The organism is Acinetobacter sp. BWR-L5 (assembly GCF_039655985.1).
In the GTDB taxonomy this organism is placed as follows: domain Bacteria; phylum Pseudomonadota; class Gammaproteobacteria; order Pseudomonadales; family Moraxellaceae; genus Acinetobacter; species Acinetobacter johnsonii.
Genome location: NZ_JAGFEV010000011.1, coordinates 22,432 through 41,424, shown reverse-complemented (window position 1 = coordinate 41,424; position 18,993 = coordinate 22,432). Strand labels below are relative to the sequence as shown.

Annotated in this window: 15 protein-coding genes; 4 read left to right on the top strand and 11 right to left on the bottom strand. The window is 39.3% G+C overall.

Annotation, left to right across the window (positions count from 1 at the left end; genetic code table 11):
* Positions 1-470 precede the first annotated feature (470 nt).
* From JZ787_RS16005 to JZ787_RS15995, 3 genes are all read left to right on the top strand, one after another.
* Positions 471-2,570, top strand: a complete 2,100-nt coding sequence (locus JZ787_RS16005; protein WP_168159613.1) for an EAL domain-containing protein — start codon at positions 471-473, stop codon at positions 2,568-2,570.
* A 477-nt stretch (positions 2,571-3,047) separates the two neighbouring features.
* On the top strand, positions 3,048-4,109 hold the full coding sequence (locus tag JZ787_RS16000) for a 3-deoxy-7-phosphoheptulonate synthase (protein WP_346312828.1): 1,062 nt from the start codon (positions 3,048-3,050) through the stop codon (positions 4,107-4,109).
* Between the two features lie 239 nt (positions 4,110-4,348).
* Positions 4,349-5,542: a PilT/PilU family type 4a pilus ATPase gene (locus JZ787_RS15995; protein WP_168159611.1), complete on the top strand. Its 1,194-nt coding sequence runs from the start codon at positions 4,349-4,351 to the stop codon at positions 5,540-5,542.
* A gap of 46 nt (positions 5,543-5,588) precedes the next feature.
* Here the strand turns inward: JZ787_RS15995 and JZ787_RS15990 are convergent, their stop codons facing one another.
* From JZ787_RS15990 to JZ787_RS15940, 11 genes are all read right to left on the bottom strand, one after another.
* Positions 5,589-6,767: an MFS transporter gene (locus JZ787_RS15990; protein ID WP_346312827.1), complete on the bottom strand. Its 1,179-nt coding sequence runs from the start codon at positions 6,765-6,767 to the stop codon at positions 5,589-5,591.
* Positions 6,768-7,027: 260 nt separating this feature from the next.
* Positions 7,028-7,402 (bottom strand): glycine cleavage system protein GcvH, encoded by a 375-nt coding sequence (gene gcvH, locus JZ787_RS15985; protein WP_168159610.1) that lies wholly within the window; start codon positions 7,400-7,402, stop codon positions 7,028-7,030.
* A 71-nt stretch (positions 7,403-7,473) separates the two neighbouring features.
* Positions 7,474-8,502, bottom strand: a complete 1,029-nt coding sequence (locus tag JZ787_RS15980; protein ID WP_087528086.1) for an AraC family transcriptional regulator — start codon at positions 8,500-8,502, stop codon at positions 7,474-7,476.
* Positions 8,503-8,804: 302 nt separating this feature from the next.
* On the bottom strand, positions 8,805-10,655 hold the full coding sequence (locus tag JZ787_RS15975; RefSeq protein ID WP_346312826.1) for an ABC transporter ATP-binding protein: 1,851 nt from the start codon (positions 10,653-10,655) through the stop codon (positions 8,805-8,807).
* Between the two features lie 238 nt (positions 10,656-10,893).
* The gene (locus tag JZ787_RS15970; RefSeq protein WP_234964031.1) at positions 10,894-11,076 is read right to left on the bottom strand and encodes a hypothetical protein; all 183 of its coding nucleotides are present in this window, start codon (positions 11,074-11,076) and stop codon (positions 10,894-10,896) included.
* Between the two features lie 278 nt (positions 11,077-11,354).
* A complete protein-coding gene (locus JZ787_RS15965) occupies positions 11,355-12,593 on the bottom strand; it encodes a mechanosensitive ion channel domain-containing protein (protein WP_205668067.1) in 1,239 nt (412 codons plus the stop codon).
* Between the two features lie 263 nt (positions 12,594-12,856).
* Positions 12,857-13,393 (bottom strand): DUF2058 domain-containing protein, encoded by a 537-nt coding sequence (locus tag JZ787_RS15960; RefSeq protein WP_005399509.1) that lies wholly within the window; start codon positions 13,391-13,393, stop codon positions 12,857-12,859.
* Between the two features lie 20 nt (positions 13,394-13,413).
* Complete coding sequence (locus tag JZ787_RS15955) at positions 13,414-14,082, bottom strand: YoaK family protein (protein ID WP_004693233.1); 669 nt, start codon at positions 14,080-14,082, stop codon at positions 13,414-13,416.
* 39 nt (positions 14,083-14,121) lie between these two features.
* A complete protein-coding gene (gene sstT / locus JZ787_RS15950; protein ID WP_346312825.1) occupies positions 14,122-15,315 on the bottom strand; it encodes a serine/threonine transporter SstT in 1,194 nt (397 codons plus the stop codon).
* 233 nt (positions 15,316-15,548) lie between these two features.
* Positions 15,549-17,282, bottom strand: coding sequence for a sulfate permease (gene sulP, locus JZ787_RS15945; RefSeq protein ID WP_234964028.1), 1,734 nt, complete (start codon positions 17,280-17,282; stop codon positions 15,549-15,551).
* Positions 17,283-17,383: 101 nt separating this feature from the next.
* On the bottom strand, positions 17,384-17,701 hold the full coding sequence (locus tag JZ787_RS15940) for a metalloregulator ArsR/SmtB family transcription factor (protein ID WP_004693230.1): 318 nt from the start codon (positions 17,699-17,701) through the stop codon (positions 17,384-17,386).
* A gap of 390 nt (positions 17,702-18,091) precedes the next feature.
* Between JZ787_RS15940 and rutD the strand changes: the two genes are divergently transcribed.
* Positions 18,092-18,895 carry a pyrimidine utilization protein D gene (rutD, locus tag JZ787_RS15935; protein ID WP_346312824.1) on the top strand — a complete coding sequence of 268 codons (804 nt, stop codon included), beginning with the start codon at positions 18,092-18,094 and terminating at the stop codon, positions 18,893-18,895.
* The last annotated feature ends 98 nt before the right edge of the window (positions 18,896-18,993 follow it).

The window sequence follows — 18,993 nt, the reverse complement described above, 5'->3', positions numbered from 1 at the left end:
CAACTATCTACTAAATCAGAAGCCTGATTGGATAATATTTACCAATCAGGCTTCTGATTTTTTTGCACAAAAGTAGGGCGTAAAGCTCCTATGAATAACGTCTTTATGTAAATAGAATAAACTTAATCATTATGTGAATTATCGGTCTTTACTTAAAATAATGTATTGTTATTATTAGTTTTTCACTGAAATTTGTTTGGCTTAGTTATGTTGCTTAAATGCATGCTCATGTGCTATTGAAAGCCGCGCTCAGTTATTTGTCTGAATTGTGTAATAGTTGCAAATTTTCATTGGTATACGCTTATATAAGTTGTATATGATGCATATTGTGATGGTAATCACGCACTGTCGTTATATTTATATTTATTTTTTTGTTTTCACTGTTTTTTCATGACTTTGCTTGATTTCTTTTTTAAACAATATGTCTGGTTATGGACTAAACCAGCGAGTTTAAGTTGCAGATAATTATTATGTCTCGAACCCATTCACAGCCTAAAATTAAATCTAAAAATATTGCCTATGATCAACAGGCAGGAAAGCGTTCTACTTTAAAAAAAGACCACCATCTGATTGATATTATTCCTCAGCTTTTTTGGATACATAATGATGTCTGCAAATATTTAAATTTACCCTTACGCCAGTATGTGGGGGGGATGGATTTATCCGCAGATAGCTTCAATTTAGTTGAATATATTCATCCTGAAGATGTGCCAGCATTAGATGAATTTTTGCATCAACCGATAATTGTTGAGCTTACATTTGAAAAAACCTGCCGGATTCGTAATCATCAGGGCCAGTATCATTGGTTCTTAGTCCAAGGTGAAATGGATCGCTCTACCGCTGGATTTCAACTGAGTTGCACTGATATTCATCAGGGCATGAAAATTTATATCGAGTCTTTAGCGCTATTACGTGCTCATTCGGATATGTTAAATGCCAGTGTAGACTGCATTATTGTAGTTGAACCAGATAGTACGGTCACCCATATGAATAAGTCGGCATGTGTCATGTTGTTGGGAAGTGAGGATGTTAAAGACTTTGGTATGTCTTGGGTCGAACTTTTGCCTCTTGCGGTGCGTAAAAAAGCCAAAAAAGCATTGCATAGTGCAAGCCAAGGCCAAATTTCTCATTTTAATGGCATGAGTTTATCAGACGGAAAAGTTTATTATTGGGATAATGTTCTAACCCCTGTACTTGATATTAATGGAAAGACCCAGAGCATTTTATGTGTATCACGTGATATCACATTGCAATATTTGGCCGAACAAAAATTAAAACAAGGTAGTGAACGTGATGAGTTAACGGGTTTAAATAACCGACGTGCGTTTAAAGAAAAAATCAGAAAACTGTATAACAATGCACGTGACAAAAAGCAGAAGTTAGCCGTCATGCTGATGGACTTAGATCACTTTAAAACCATCAATGACACACTGGGTTATGCCGCAGGCGATCACTTGTTAAGGATTTTATCGAAACGTTTAAAACAAATTCTAGAAGGGCGAGCTTTCTTGGCACGCCTTGGTGGGGATGAATTTGGGGTGATTATTCCACATGTGCAGGATATAGGCGAACTCAATCAGATTGCCCAGCAGATTTTGCAACAACTTGAGTTTCCCATTACTTTTTCGGGTAATTACATCAATGGTGGCATGAGCATTGGATGTGGTCTATATCCAGATGATGCGAATGACCTCAGTGAGTTACTCAAATGTGCCGACACAGCACTTAATGATGTTAAAGCACAAGGCCGTGGCGGTATGCGCATGTTTGATCAGGATATGTTTAATGCAGTACGGGAACAATCAGAACAACTGAATTGTGCGCACCAAATTATTCGTAATGTTGCAATAGAGGCGTTCTTCCAACCGAAAGTGTGTTTAGATTCAGAACGAATTATTGGTTATGAAGCGCTATTACGCTGGCGTGATGATCAAAATAACATTCAAAGCCCTGCACGAATTGCAGCAGCTTTTAATGATTATGAGTTATCCAGCCGTATTGGTGAGATTATGCAGCATCAGGTTTTCAAGCAGATTACTGAATGGCGCGCAAAAGGCTTACAGATTGTACCTATTTCGATAAATGCAGCACCTGTTGAATTTATGCGTGATAATTTTGCTGAGATCTTTTTAAAACGTCTCAAAGCCTACCGTATACCCTCGAAATTTGTTGAAATTGAGGTTACTGAATATCATTTGGCTGAACGCGGCTATGAATATGTGGTTCGCGCCCTTAAAAAACTCAAAGCAAATGGTGTCCGAATAGCGCTGGATGATTTTGGTACGGGGCATTCTTCTCTTACTCATTTGCGCGACTATCCTGTTGATATTATTAAAGTTGACTGCTCTTTTGTACAACGCTTAAGTGATGATAAATCGATTTATGCCATTGTCGAAGGGTTAGCCAAACTCGGCCCGATTTTATCAATGGATATCGTTGCCGAAGGCATTGAAACCGAAACACAATTGCAGCTGTTAAGAGATATGGGCTGTCATATTGGGCAAGGTTATCTGTTTAGTCCACCTGTTTGTGCTCAGCAGGCAGAAATGCAGTTGCTAAAACTACACTAGGCTTCATAGCGACTGTTCTCATGAACTCAAACATGATAGGCCATTAAGTTAAAGGCAAAGGCTTAAACGGAATAGAACAGAATTTTTTGTATAAAAAAGTGTTGTAAAAGCAAAAAAATCAGCGTATTTTAAATTTCAGATAACATATTTTTGAAGATATAAAAATGTTAAAGCAACCTGTAACCTCTAACGCAAATTATTACTTTTGGCAATTTAGATAATTGCCTGAACGCGTTCGGGCATCAAAAGGTTGCCCACCTAGTTAATACCTGATCGGCAACCCTGGTCAGGTTTTTTTATATCTGCTGTTTTAATAATTTTTGGAGTACTTCATGAAAACAACTAACTATTCATACTTTAGCAACTTTTATTGGTTTTACTTTAGTCAATTTATGACTTTAGCCCAGCAATCCATTAGACCCATAACGCTCAAATAAAAGATCGGACTGAAGACCACAGTCCAAAGGATACAAACCAATGAATGCTCTAAATACTGCACTACAAAGTACTCAAACGACAGTTCAAGAAACACTTTTAAGTTTGCCGCAGCAACTCAAAGCGCAGTTGCCACTTTCAGCGCCATTAAAACTACAAATTGCTGAACAGCGTCAAACCATTCGAAATATATTAGAAGGCAAAGACCATCGTTTAATGGTCATTACTGGCCCATGTTCCATTCACGACCCTATTGCGGTTTTAGAATACGCTGAAAAGTTAAAACAATTACAAACCAAAGTTTCAGATCAGATTTTCTTCGTAATGCGTGCTTATATTGAAAAACCACGGACAACAGTGGGTTGGAAAGGTTTTTTATACGATCCTTTACTTGATGGATCTTCCAATATGCAGTTGGGATTAGAGCAGTCTCGAGCATTGTATTTAGCGATTATTGAAATGGGTTTGCCGATTGCTACAGAAATTTTAAGCCCGATGGCGACTGCTTATTTCGACGATCTGTTGGCATGGGGAGCTATTGGTGCGCGTACCAGCGAGTCGCAGATTCATCGTGAAATTTCGAGTCATATGCCATTCAGCATTGGTTTCAAAAATGGCACAGATGGTTCAATTCAAATTGCTCTGGATGCGATTCAGTCTGCATCAAACTCTCACCAGTTCATGGGAATTGGGCAGCAAGGCATGGCATGTATGCTTCAGTCCCAAGGAAATCCGAAGCCGCACTTGATTTTACGTGGTGCAAACTCAGGGCCTAACTATGCTTTAGCAGATATTCGTCATATGCAAGATAAAGTCAAAGGTGAATTACCCGCGTTGGTGATTGACTGTAGTCATGGGAACAGTAGTAAAAATCCACTCAATCAACCTGATGTATTACGTAGCATTGTTGCGGAACGCACGCAAAGCAATGTGTGTGGTGTCATGCTTGAGAGTCACTTGGTTGATGGTAACCAGAAAATTTCAGATGACATGGTCTATGGTCAGTCTGTTACCGATGGCTGTTTAGGCTGGGAAAAAACTGAGCAAGTACTCTTAGAGGTTGCCGACACATTACGCAGCCACGCTGTTCAACGTAGTGCTTAATCAACGCAACCAAAAAGACCTTTCAATGAAAGGTCTTTTTTTTGTGATGTAGTTCAATAAATGAAGATAATAAATTGAAAAATAAGCTAAAAGTTATTTATCAAACGATAAATTAGGTTGAGCTAGAGCAGAAACTTATGCAAAATCAGAAGCCTGAAAGAACACGATAAAAAATTGTATTTTGAATAAAAGAAATGCTTTTTAAAGTCAGCTATTTGCACTAATTTTTAGAGAACACTATGTATTCTGCAGAACTTTTAGAAGAAGCCCGTCGGATGATGTTTCACATGCTCAGCAAAGTGGTTGAGTATGGTGGTTCAGACTTATTTATATCTGCAGACTTTCCGCCAAGTATTAAGCATCAGGGCCTCATGAAGCCACTGGGTCAACAAAACTTGCCATCTGATCAGACCAAACTCTTTGCTTATAGTTTAATGAACGAAAAGCAACGATTGGAGTTCGAAACTGAGCTGGAGTGTAATTTTGCAATTAGCGTTCCCAATGTTTCACGTTTTCGTGTAAATGTTTTTCAGCAGCAACTGCATGTAGGTATGGTGATTCGTACGATTACTGCGGAAATTCCTAACTTCACTAAGTTACAACTTCCAACGTCTTTAAAAGACGTAATTATGGAAAAACGTGGTTTAGTACTCGTTGTCGGTGGTACAGGGTCGGGTAAATCTACGTCTTTGGCAGCGATGATTGATCATCGAAATGAGAACTCGGCAGGGCACATTATTACGGTTGAAGACCCAGTGGAATATGTTCACAAGCATAAGAAATCGATGATTACTCATCGGGAAGTGGGTGTGGACTGTCATTCTTGGCACAATGCTTTGAAAAATACTCTGCGCCAAGCGCCCGATGTCATTTTAATTGGTGAGATTCGTGATACGGAGACGATGGAACATGCCATAGCTTTTGCGGAAACAGGCCACTTATGCCTGGGGACACTGCATGCCAATAATGCAAATCAGGCTTTAGATCGTATTATTAACTTTTTCCCAGACGAACGTCGTAATCAACTTTTGATGGACTTATCTTCTAATATGAAGGCGATTATTTCACAGCGCTTGGTACGAACTGAAGATGGGCGTGGTCGCCGAGCAGCAGTGGAAATCATGCTCAATACGCCGTTGATGTCAGACTTGATACTTAAAGGGAATTTCCATGAACTCAAAGAAGTGATGTCGAAGTCACGAGAGCTCGGTATGCAGACCTTTGATCAGGCTTTGTTTGATTTATACAATCAAGGTGCAATTACTTACGAAGAAGCGCTACGAAATGCAGACTCGGTCAATGAATTACGTCTACAGATTAAGTTAAAGAGTAGTCGTGCCAACCCGCAGTTAAGCTCAAATAGTGCTTTGTCTTTTGATCAAGCGATTGCTGAAAAAGCCAAAGACGCTGAAGAAGAGAAGGCCGACGCTTAATTTTTGAGTCCGTATGTTCATTACTATGGGCATACGGACTGATGTTTTAAGCGGTTTTCTTTCTATTCGTAATAAAGGCATAGAAAAATAAACTTAAAACGGTTGTCAGTGCACAGAATAAATAGGTAAAGCTATAACCTTGCTTAGAAATGAGTATGCCCAACAATATAGAACCAAGTGCAATACCCAAGTCATACATGGTAAAGAATGTAGAGGTCGCATGGCCAATCCGATGCTTTTCAGCACCTTGAATAGCTAAAGTTTGTAGACAAGGCTGTGCAGAACCAAAGCCCATACCAACGCATACAGCAGCAACCAATAAACCCGTCAAAGATTGAATCTGACTGAGAATCATAAGCCCCAAGCTAAATAATATAATCGCTGGGTAAATCACATAGCTCGCTCCGCGACGGTCATAAATTTTGCCTGTAATTGGGCGTAGACTCATCATAGAAATTGCAAAGACGATAAAAAACAAGCTCGCGTAGTTCAGCAGATGTTTAGACTCTGCATAAGTTGAAATGAAGGACATGATACTGGCATAGGAAAAAGAAACGATCATGCCCATAATTGAAATATTCAAGGCTTTGGTTTCAACAAAGTCATGGATACTGAGCTTGCGCTTCACGGCAGGTTTCAATTTTTGAGTGGTTTGCTGAATTGGGATAAAGAAGCAAAACAAGAAACCGAGACAGACATTAAACGCTAAAATTCCTGCGACCATTGGATAGGATACGGACTGGATCAGGGTTAAACCGAGGAATGGCCCAAGTACAATCCCCAGATTAATGGACATGACAAAATAGCCCATGCCTTCGCCTTTACGTTTTTCTGGAATAAACTCATTGACGATAGGTACGGCAACTGTGGTGACGATGCTGAACCAAATGCCATGTAGAAAACGAATCAGTAACAACAGGTGTAAATTATCAGCAAACAAATAAGCCAAGGAAAACAAACAAAATAGGGCTTCCGCGATAAAAAGCGTTTTCTTATTGCCCAATTTTTCAATAATCAGTCCGCTAAAAGGGCGAACTGCGATAGACGATGCCATGAACAAAGTCATGGCTAAGCCTGCTTGTGCAAGGCTACCACCCAAATCATTCAAAATATAGATTGGAAGGATTGAGGTCTGTGCAAAGTAAAAGATGAACAAAAACAGATTGTTCGCTAAGCACAGAATAAAAGACTTATTCCATAGTGATGATGTATTGAGAACAGACATGCAGAACCCTTGGCTCGAAGATGAGGCCACAGGACGTAAACTGTTGTTATTATTTTATGCAGAAGCTAGGTCACGGCTGTGAAATTAGAACAATCAAATTATAAGATAATACACGTGAAAAGTATAATTATAGTGATAAATATTGGTATTTAAACGAGTTGAATATATAAATATAGAGTTAATTTATCAAAATAAGAGGATAGTTGCAAAAAAATCAGTCCGCAGACTGATTTTTTGAATCGTAAATATGAATACTAGGCTTATAGACCCGCTTCATAGGCTGTGTTTGAAAGGAGTTGTTCTACATCTGCGATATTGTCTGGTTTGATTTTATAAATCCAACCTTTGCCATAGGGGTCATCATTGACGAAGTCAGGATCATCTTCCAGATTGGCATTGATTTCTACTACGGTGCCAGAAACTGGTGCATGAATATCAGAAGCTGTTTTTACAGATTCAACTACACCCGCTTGTTCGCCTGCAGTGATTTGTTGACCAACTTCTGGTGTTTCAACATAGACTAAATCGCCTAAAGCATCCTGTGCATGGTCTGAAATACCAGTTACAACAAGATCACCTTCAATACGCACCCATTCATGTGTACTCGCATACTTCAATTCTGAAGGATGATTCATGAATAACTCCTTAAAATACAAAAATCATTTTTCGCATGATTTATACATGCTTTTCTATCAAAACAAAAGATCTATAAATACGGATCTTTACGCCAATTACTCGGGCTGCGTCCACTCCAACGCTTAAAGGCTCGGCTGAAATTTGCCACATCACTATATCCGAGTTCATCCGCAATTTGCTCTAAGCTATAGTCTGTACGTGATAAAAGTGACGTGGCATGACGGTAACGCACTTCATCCACAATGGTTGAAAAGGACGTGCTTTCAGCAGCCAATTGGCGTTTCAGTGTACGATCAGACATGTGTAAGAGGTCTGCTACGTGCTCGATGCTTAAATAGTGTTGTTCTGAGTGCGTTAGAATGTCACGAACACGCATCGATAATCTTCGGCGTTCGCCCATGGCTGAGAGCTCAGCTTCACATTGATTAATGGCTATTTGGCTTGCAAGTGGATCAGCATTGACCATTTTAAAACCTAGATAATGCTTATCGAAACTCAAAAGTAAATGTGGTTGATCAAAGCGAACACTATGGTTTGGCAGCTTTGCTCGATAGCGATCAAAACCTTCAGGTTCTGGAAAATCGAAATCAATTTCCCCAGCCAGATTTTCAATGCCAGTGAGCGCCTTGCTCATAGAAACAATGCCAAAAATAATACTGATCGCAATATCGGTACGCAACGGCTCTATATCGACATCACAGCGTAATTGTAAAGTCGCTTTTTCGCCAAAGGTGGAAAAGAAAAGCTGCAAAAAAGGCATGCGCAGTTGAATAAAACGGTTAGCAAGTACCAAGGCTTCGCCAATATCATGGGTGGTCATAATGGCATAGCCAATGAAGCCATGAATTGAAATACGCATTTGCGTGCCTAGATGGTAGCCAAGCGTGGGCTCACCAGTGAGACGGCTGGCCAACTTCACAAGTTCATTGGCAGTATGAACAGGTATGCGAAAGTCAGGCTCTGCGAGTTGTTCGCTCGTGAGTTGAAAAGGGGAAAATAGCGTCTCTGCGTTATAGCCCCAACGAGACACAACATCTAACAACAATAAGCCATAAACACCAGGAATTCCTTGATCTTGGCGAAGTGAAACTGTTTTCATGCGCGATCCATTGCATTTTTCTTTCTTTTCTGACTGAAGTTATATTGGCATGAATATTTCAAATTCATGGAGCATATTGTTGGACAATATGTTCCGAGCCTATATCAATTCAGTATCCTTTTCATTTCTGATTTAGTGGAACGATATTATAAATATCATAAATTTCTGAGCAAAAATATAAGACTCTCGATAAAAATAAAGGCTCAGCAAATGACGCTAAAAATTAAGTGAAATCTTTTAAAATCAGCATGCTAAAATCATTGATGATAATGATCTAAGCGTGCTGAAAATGGAAAGTAAAATTAGGCTTCTTTCTTTTTAATCGGATGTTGTTCCGTTAAAAATCCACCTGTTTGACGCTGCCAAAGGTGGGCATAGATACCATTTTTTTGAATCAGCTCTTCATGTGTCCCTTGTTCTGCAATACGACCTTCATCAAGCACGATCAAACGATCCATTTGAGCAATGGTTGAAAGACGGTGAGCAATCGCAATCACTGTTTTATCTTGCATTAAGTCATCAAGGCTAGATTGAATTGCAGCTTCAACTTCTGAGTCTAGGGCACTGGTGGCTTCATCTAAAATTAGAATCGGCGCATCTTTTAAGAACACACGAGCAATGGCGATACGCTGGCGTTGGCCACCTGAAAGTTTCACTCCACGCTCACCAACATAGGCTTCATAACCTGATTTACCACGTAAGTCAGTCAGCTGAGGAATAAACTCTTCGGCTTTGGCTTTACGTACAGCAGCATACATTTCTTCATCACTGGCATTGGGACGGCCATATTTGATATTTTCTGCGACACTACGGTGTAGCAGGGAGGTATCTTGAGTCACTAAGGCAATATTACGACGTAAGCTGTCTTGGGTGACATCTTCGATATTCTGTCCATCAATTAAAATTTCACCCTGTTTCAATTGATAAAAATGCAGCAATAATTGAATCAGTGTTGATTTCCCTGCACCAGAGCGACCTACGATCCCAATTTTTTCACCAGCTCGGATGCGTAGGTTTAAATTGTCGATGACATTTTTACTGTTATACGCGAAAGTGACGTCTTTAAATTCAATCACGCCTTGTTTAACCTTAAGGTCTTTGGCATCAGGTTTGTCTTGAATCGTGATCGAACGACCGAGGGTTTTCATGCCGTCTTGAATGGTGCCGACACTTTCAAAAAGTGCTGAGGTTTGCCACATGATAAATTCTGCGATACTGCTCAGTTTTAAAATCATAGCCGTTGCAGCAGCAATAACACCAAGTTCAACTCGCCCATTCATCCATAACCAAACCGCAGTGCCCAATACACCCGCGTACAGCACTATATTTAAAAACAGGATGCTGATTTCATATTTGGCACCTAAACGCATTTGTTTATAAACGGTGACCATGAATTCTTGCATCGAGGATTTAGCATATAAGCTTTCTCGTCCTGCATGGGCAAAAAGCTTTACTGTTTGAATATTGGTATAGGCATCGGTAACACGGCCAGTCATCACAGCTCTGGCATCAGCCTGTTCATTTGAAACTTTGCTCAAACGTGGAATGAAATAATACGCTGCACAGATAAACAAAGCTAACCAGACCAGTAAAGGTAATATTAGGAGCGGGGAGATAGCGGCAAGTACCAGATTGACCGTGACAAAATAAATGAGCACATATGCCAACATGTCACCCAAAATAACCCAGAACTCACGGATTGCCAGTGCAGTTTGCATGACTTTTGCGGAGAGTCTTCCTGCAAAATCATTATGAAAAAAGTCGAGACTTTGCTTCAACAGTAAATTATGAAAGCGCCAGCGCAGACGCATGGGAAAAGTACTAAATAATACTTGATGTTTAATAATCGACTGTAAACTGGCAAATAAAATATTGGCCAATAAAATACAGAATAAAAGGACTAAATTTGAACCATGTTCTGCTAAAAATGTTTCTGGCTGGCTTTTACTGAGCCAGTTCACTAAGTCACCAATTTTGGCATAAAACAAAGCTTCAAAGCTGGCAGCCCCAGCCGTGAATAAAACCAAGATCAGCAAATAGCCACGCACACCTTTAGCGGCCTGCCATACAAACGGAAAGAACGTGGTCGGTAAAGGTTGGTTTAAACCTTCTTCTGGATAGGGATCAACACGTTTTTCAAACCATTTGAACATGAATAAAACCTTCTAAAAATAAGTCATTTATGAGGTAATGACTTGTTTTATAAATAAGTAGAATTTGAAAATTTTAGCATGAAAAGACCTCAGTGGTCTGTGTAAATTGAGAGAGACTGAACGTTGCTGTAGTAGTATTGATAGCAAGAAATGTAGATGAATAGATATAAAAGTCTGATATAGAGAAGAGTGATAAAAGGGAATCCAATCGAATGAATCCCCCAAGATGCTTAAAGCATTAGTTTGCTTGAGCTTCTGATGTCGCAACCGCATCAGATGCCGCAGCTTCTGAAGCAGGTGCTGCATTTTCAGTTGCAACAGCAGCTTGAGTGGTTTCTACAACTTGAGTTTCTGCTGCAAAAGAAGATGTCGCTGCTACAGCTAAAAGGGCAGCACATAAAGATTTATTTAAAGTACTCATTTTAGAAAGTCTTACAAAGTGAAAAGGAGTGGCTAATTTAATGAAGAGAAAAGGTTGATATTGTGATATTGCGGTATATTTCATGTAAATAATCACATAATTAATTTACATAATACACAACGTAAATAACACAGTTGTTGAAAAACTAATGTTATGTATTTCCAGAATCTTTATTCTAGAGTTGATGATTCAGAACATATGTTGAAACGCTTATTCTGCGTTTTTAAGACCTTGGTATGCCAAAACTGGAGCAGTTTTAGCATACCCAAGTGAAAAAATTACGTGTTTGACATTGCGATTTGCATGTCATATCCCGATGGTGCTTGGTAAATTTTGAGACCAAATTCGGGAAGAATGGCAATTAAATGATCGAAAATATCCGACTGAATTGCTTCATAATCTTTCCATGCAATTTGATTGCTAAATGCATAAATTTCCAGTGGCAAGCCTTTTTCAGTCGGTTGTAGCTGACGTACGATTAAAGATTGATGTTTTGAAATGTTCGGATGCTGATTAAGGTACAGCTCAACATACGCACGGAAGGTCCCGATATTGGTTAAACGTCGCTGATTACAAGGAGATGTATTGCTCAGTTTTTGATTAAACTCAACCAGCTCTGTGCTTTTGTGATCCAAATATTGGTCTAATAATAAAAACTCTTTAAGTTTGCTTTGCTCTGCTTCAGACATAAAGTGAACGCTACTTTGGTCAATATAAAGTGAGCGTTTGATACGACGTACGCCTGCCTGTGACATACCCCGCCAGTTTTTAAAAGTATCTGTGACCAATTTGTTGGTTGGGATCGTGGTAAAGGTTTTATCAAAGTTCTGTACAGTGATGGTGTGTAATGACATATCAATGACATCACCGTCTGCATTCAGAGATGGCATTTCAATCCAATCTCCAATGCGAACCATGTCGTAGGATGAAATCTGAACAGAAGCCACCAAAGACAAAATAGTGTTTTGGAAGACCAACATCAGCACTGCCGCCATAGCACCGAAGCCCGCCAGCAAGGTGAAGACATCTTTTTTCAGGAAAGTCCCTAAGATCATCAAGCCACAAACGATGAAAATAATGAGTTTGATCAGCTGTAGATAGCCTTTGATAGGCTTATTTCTAGACTTTGGATTACGTTGATAAACCAAATTGAATATATTCAGTAATTCACCAATCGCGAGCGCAATGGTTAAGAAAATAAAGGCCTGTGCCGCCATTTGGACAAAGCTGACCATTTTCGCAGATAGGTGAGGAACGGTAACGATACCATTCATAATGACGATTGCTGGGACAATGTTCGCAATTCGACGAATCACACTATGCTGTGACATGATGTCGTGATTGGCAAATTTTAGCTTAGTGATGAGATGCCGAATACCACGAACGACAACATGCTTGGCAATAATATACGCCAGTATAGCCACTAGAATGAGTATGCAGAATCCTGTCAGCATTTCGATCCAAGGATACTGGTCTGACCAGTCTTTTAAACTCTGTATAAAATGAAAATTATCCAAAATGCGATCTTCTTTTGATTAAAACACTGCAAATAGTGTAATCAGCTATACGAATTAAGCAAATTGTGTCACTAAGTTTATACATGTTATCAACGACTTGTTTATTTACTCTCTTAGATTCGACTTTCAGTCATTATTTGGATGTCGTGAAATATAGCTTGTTGATGGTTGGGATATGTCAGGTTAGTAGAATGGTAAATTAGTTTTATAATGAATTAGGAAAAAAGAAGCTTCCAATATGGAAGCTTCTGATGGCTCAATAATTACCACATGAGATCATCAGGGATCACGTACGCAGCGTATGGATCTTCCTCATCGGTGACTGCTTCATTTTTCTCTGAGGTATTTACGATAATAAAGCCTTCAAGTTTGGCATTAATACGATCAGCTAAAGCTTTAGGTAAGAAGGCATAACTTTCATGATCGCGTGCAATCACGAGGCTACCAGCAACCAAGGCATTATAAATTTGTTGATTGATATATTGTTTTTTGATTTTGCCATCGTCAATAAACTGATAGGCCACGTCACCATCGGTATCCCTGATTTTATGCTGCGTGATCATTTGAATGATCGTCGCTTTGAGCTCTTTTTCTTGCAATATCGCTTTCTTTTCAAGTTCAATGGCTTGATCTTTGGCCTGTTTCTGCTGTTTGTCTTGTGCAATTTTTGCCTTGATCTCTGCTTCACTGCTTTGACCTGTTCTTTGCTCATGCACTGCTTGTTTAGAAAGTTTTTTGGCCTTTTTGTTGTCAACTAAACCGGCTTTGAGTAACTGAGCCTGTAATGCATTTTTTACCATAGCGAATTCCACAACTGCGTTTAAAAACGACGATAACGAAAGTAAATGATCCAATATACAACACTAAGGATCAAGCTTAATGCTGTTGGAACTAAAAAAGAATTGAGTTTTAAATAGGGATACATCCAACTTGCACAGAGTCCGCCGATCAAAAAGCCACTTAAAATCAAAAGATGTAAAACTACACGCCGACGCTCAACCACGAGTCCGCGCACACGATAACCAAGCGCTAAGCCGAGATCGGTAAGAACACCCGATAAATGTGTGGTGCGGATGATAGTGCCTTTATAATGGCTCACCATGGCATTTTGCACACCCATTGCGACGCAGGCCCAGAGTAAAGCATAACGTGGAAAATAAGGCAGAAAGAACCAACACAGAAAAATAAAAAAAGCCACTAACGTGAGTGGTACGCCATAGCGGCGTCCCAATCGAAAGTGACTATTTCCCAGAATTACACCGCTATAAAATGAACCGATGACATAGCAGACAGTTACTAATAGCAAATATAAAATGCTTTCGGGTTGCCAATGTACAAGCGACATCGCCAAAACACTTACATTACCTGTCATATGGGAAACAGACTGGTGTAAAACAGTCACCAGTCCTAAGACATTAATCATTCCTGCATTGACTGCAAGAAAGAATGCCCCCAGTTGAATCCAAAGTGGTAAGTGTTGAAATGGCATAACTTCAAAAAAGAAATAATATACTGATTCTACAATATATTATTTTGAAGCGCGGTCAACTGCTGCAGTAAATAATACGTCAGTTGATGAGTTCAATGCGGTTTCAGTAGAGTCTTGTAGTACGCTAATCACCATACCAATTGCAACCACTTGCATTGAAATATCAGATGAAATACCAAACAGTCCACACGCAACAGGGATCAACAGCAAAGAACCACCTGCAACACCAGAAGCACCACAAGCTGAAACTGTTGCAAGCACAGATAAAATCATCATGGTGGTAAAGTCAACATTAAGACCTAGTGTATTGACTGCTGCCAGTGTAAGCACAGTAATAGTCACTGAGGCGCCGGCCATGTTAATGGTCGCACCGAGTGGAATGGCTACACTCGCTGTAGATTCAGCCACACCCAAACGTTTTGCAAGATCTAAGTTCACAGGAATGTTCGCAGCAGAACTACGCGTAAAGAAAGCAGTGATACCACTTTCACGTAAACACTGAAATACCAAAGGATATGGATTGCTACGTGTTACCACAGCAACCATAAGCGGGTTGATGATTAAGGCAACGAAAGCCATTGTGCCGAGTAAGACCGCCAATAAGTGTGCATAGCTTGCTAAGGTACTTAAACCTGTTTCTGCAAAGGTTACCGCCACTAGACCGAAAATACCGATAGGCGCAAAGTTAATCACCAAACGAATCACGCTATTTACTGCGTGTGCAGTATCATTGAGTAAGTCTTTGGTTGAGTCTTTGGCATGACGGAATGCAGCACCCAAGGCCACAGCCCAAGCTAAAATACCAATGAAGTTTGCTTCACTAATGGCAGTTACAGGGTTAGCAATAAAGCTCAGCAGTAGGTTCTTAAAGATTTCAATCAAGCTACTTGGTGGTTGTAAGTCAGTATTTGCAGGTAAGTTTAAGAACAAAGTACTTGGGAAAGCGATGCTGACAGCAACTGCTGAAAAAGCAGCCAGTAGCATACCCACGGCATACATGATGATGATAGGACGTAAATTCGCACTATGACCTACTTTAAAATTTGCAATAGAAGCAAGAACCAAGACAAATACAAGTACAGGCGCGACAGATTTTAACGCTTTAATAAATAAGTCGCCTAGCAGGCTCAAATAAGGTGCAACGCCTGGGAAAACGAGGGCCACACCAATACCCAAAATAATGGCAATAATAATTCGAGTAACTAGACTCATTCGCGCTAAAACAGAAAACATAGAGGCGCCTTGTTGAAATTACGAGGACAAAATACGGATTTTAAGTGCGCCATTTTATACCTAATTTGCTAACTGACTGAAAAATATTTAAATATAAAAATTAAGTTATTGTAATTCCAGTTTTTATTATTCATTTTAATTCATAAAAATGACATATTTAATGGATTTTTATCATAAATGTCTGCTTGATATTTCTCACTATATTGAAAAAGTGCAAGCAGACATTCGGTCTCTTATGAAGTTTTAAGCAGCTGAGGTGAAAGGGTCTGAATGGCTTGATAGTGAGTTAAAAATACATTCCCACTCAAATGTTTCAATAGTTTTGAGCTTTGCAGTCGATCCATCACAGGGCCTTTAACTTCGGACAAATGCAGCTGAATGTTTTGCTTGGCCAATTCTAGATTAATATCTTCCAGCATTTCTAAAGCACTCAAGTCGATACTACTCACACTGGAGCAATTAATCACCACATGGGCTAACTCAGGTTGTTGGCTCACGGCATTGATCAGTTCACCTTTCAATATGTTGGCATTTAAGAAGGTTAGGCTTTCATCTATACGCATTGACAGTACTTGTGCCGTTGTTTGAACTTGATGGCGTTCAACATTGCGAAAATGTTGCGTCCCCTCGACCAAGCCAATCACAGCAATATGTGGCCGGCTAATCCGCCAAAGCAACAAAATAAAGGTTGAGATCATGCCAATGATCAGGCCAGTTGAAATATCGATACAGACAACACCAAAAAAGGTAATCCACATCGCGATACCATCTGCTTTAGAATACTTCCATGCTTCGATGAAGGGTTTAAAGTCCACAAGTTTCCATATGGAGACGATAATCGTTGCAGCCAAAATGGCTAAAGGAAGGTCCTGAAAGAAACCTGTAAAGTATAAGCTCACTACAATAATCAACAGCGAAGAGAGCACACCCGCCATAGGGGTCTGAGCGCCTGCATCTGCATTAACGACAGTACGAGAAAGGCTGCCTGTTACAGGAAAGGCCGAACTGAAACCTGCACTGATATTGGCTAACCCCAAAGCGATAAGTTCTTGGTTGCTGTTGAGTTGGCTTCGGTTTTGTAAAGCAGTGGCTTGAGCAATGGAAAGTGATTCAACAAAACTGATCATCGCGATCATGGTTGCGCCTGGCAAAAGTTGCAGAACTAAAGTCCAATTCCAATATGGCATATCGAGTGGGGGCATACCAGATGGAATGATTCCGACCGTTTTGATTCCAAGCGTTTGTAGTTGGAAAAAATAGACCAAGGCAATCGAGGCAACCACTAAAAATAAAGGAATGGTACGCGAAAGTAATACGGTCGATCCGAACCAACCTTTTAAGGCATTAGTATTCAGCAGCTTTGGTGCATAAATTAAAAATACAATTGCGCACAGTCCAAACAGCAGCGTACCTATGTGAGTTAAACTGATGTATTGCCAAACACTTACCACAAACTCGGGGATATTATTGGCTTTTAAAGGCAGATCGACAATAAACTTCAACTGACCCAAAGCAATCAGCAAAGCAGACGCAATAATGAAACTTTGAATGACGGGGTGGCTAATGAGTTGGATGAGGAAACCAAAGCGAAATAAACCCAACAGTAGGGAAATGATACCGACCATTAGGGCTAATAAGCATGCCGCTTGTATATAAACTGGTGAACCAACTTCAAACATCGAGTTCAACGTCGCAAAGGTCATCATCGAAATGATGGCAACAGGACCAATGGAAAGTGTAGGGCTGCCACCAATGATGGCATAAATAATCATTGGGATAATGCTGGCATATAGCCCAGTGATTGGCGGTAAGCCTGCCAACATGGCATAGGCCATGCCTTGAGGAACCAACATAGCAATGACGATAAAAGATGCAAGTAAATCTGACTTAAACGTAGGCGTGTCATAGTACTTAAGCCATTGCCATGCGGGTAGATAATGGCTTAGACGACGATTCCAATCAGACATAAAAAAATCTAAATCACAAATTTAGATATATTATGCATAAAAAATGCTAAGAAGTCTTAGCATTCGTTTTCAGAGCACAGAAAATATAGCAGTGATTTGGTTTAGAGACGTGGTTTTGGGCAGTACAAGCTATACAAAGTATTTAAAACTTCAATCATGCGTTCATCTTTAATGGAGTAATAAATTTGCTTACCATCACGGCGCGTATTTACCACATCACTTTTACGTAACATCATTAATTGTTGAGAAAGAGTCGGCTGTTTGATGTCGGTAATTTCTTCAATTTGAGAAACATTAAGTTCTTGTTGCGACAAATGACACAAAATTAATAAACGATCAGTATTGGCTAGAGATTTTAAAATACTCACAACAACTTCAGCAGAGTCGCGCATAGACGTTATTTCAAGTCCTGTGTTCATTTAAAACCTACTCATAAAACAAAACAACTGTGCGCTTAGTATAAAACCAAGCCGTTCATAATGCTGTCTTTTCAAGTCCAATATGCATGGCTTTTAGTGAAATAAAATATTAGCTAAAGTTATATATACTGAATGTTTACATCAAAATTAGTTATTCAAAATGTTGCTTAAGTTCTCGATATTTATATAATTTAAGTTGATTTTTTAAATCAAAAACTCATTCTTTATGATTATTTATAATAAGCTTTGAATATTTTATCATATAGAGGGCATTAAAATCATAATTACAGAGCTTTTTAAAAAATCATTATAAATTTAAAAAATACAAACATTTATTAAAAGGCATAATTATTGCTAGATAATATTTTTGACCAAAAAGTAAACTTTGAGATGAATGTACAAATTTTTCCATCCCATATAGAAGACGCTGAATATGTGGTTTTGTCGTCGGGTTTAGGTGGACATGCGCAGTTTTGGCAGCCACAAATTCAAGACCTACAAACCAAATTTCATGTCCTAACTTACGATCAAGAAGGTTGCCATGAAAACAGTACATTATTAAAACCAAATTATTGCATACGCGATTTGGGGCAGCAGCTTTTTCTGATCTTAAAGCAACAACATATTCAACGCTTTCATTTTATCGGTCATGCACTAGGTGGTTTTATTGGTGCGGAGTTGGCATCCTTATGCCAATCGATCGAGTATCAGATGTTATCAATCACGATTTTAAATGGTTGGGACACGTTAGATGCGCATACCTATAAATGCTTTGAAACCCGAATTAACCTTTTAACATGTGCAGGCACTGAGGCTTATGTCAAAGCACAGGCCTTGTTTTTATATCCGCCAGCTTGGATTTCAGCAAATATAGAAAATATTCAAAAGCAAGAACAGTTTCAAATTCAAAACTTTCCACCGCATGAAAATGTATTGCGACGGCTAAGTGCTTTAATGGACTTTGAACTGAGCGAGGAGATACGAGCCGCTTTGCAGAATATACCGATGCATTTGATTGCGAATCAAGATGATTTCCTTGTACCTTACGAACGCTCACAAAACCTAAAACAGTTGTTTCCGCATGCACAGTTGACTCTTTTAAAGCAGGGCGCTCATGCAGCGACTGTAACCGAAACAGTACTGATGAATAAGGAAATGTTGGGCTTTTTAACCGTACAGGAAAGTTTAGTTTAGTTTAGATTATTGATTGTTTAATTGGGCTTTATAAAGTGAAGGTGTATAGGTTTTAAAATCTATACACTTTTTTTATTTGGGCTAAAAATATAAAAATT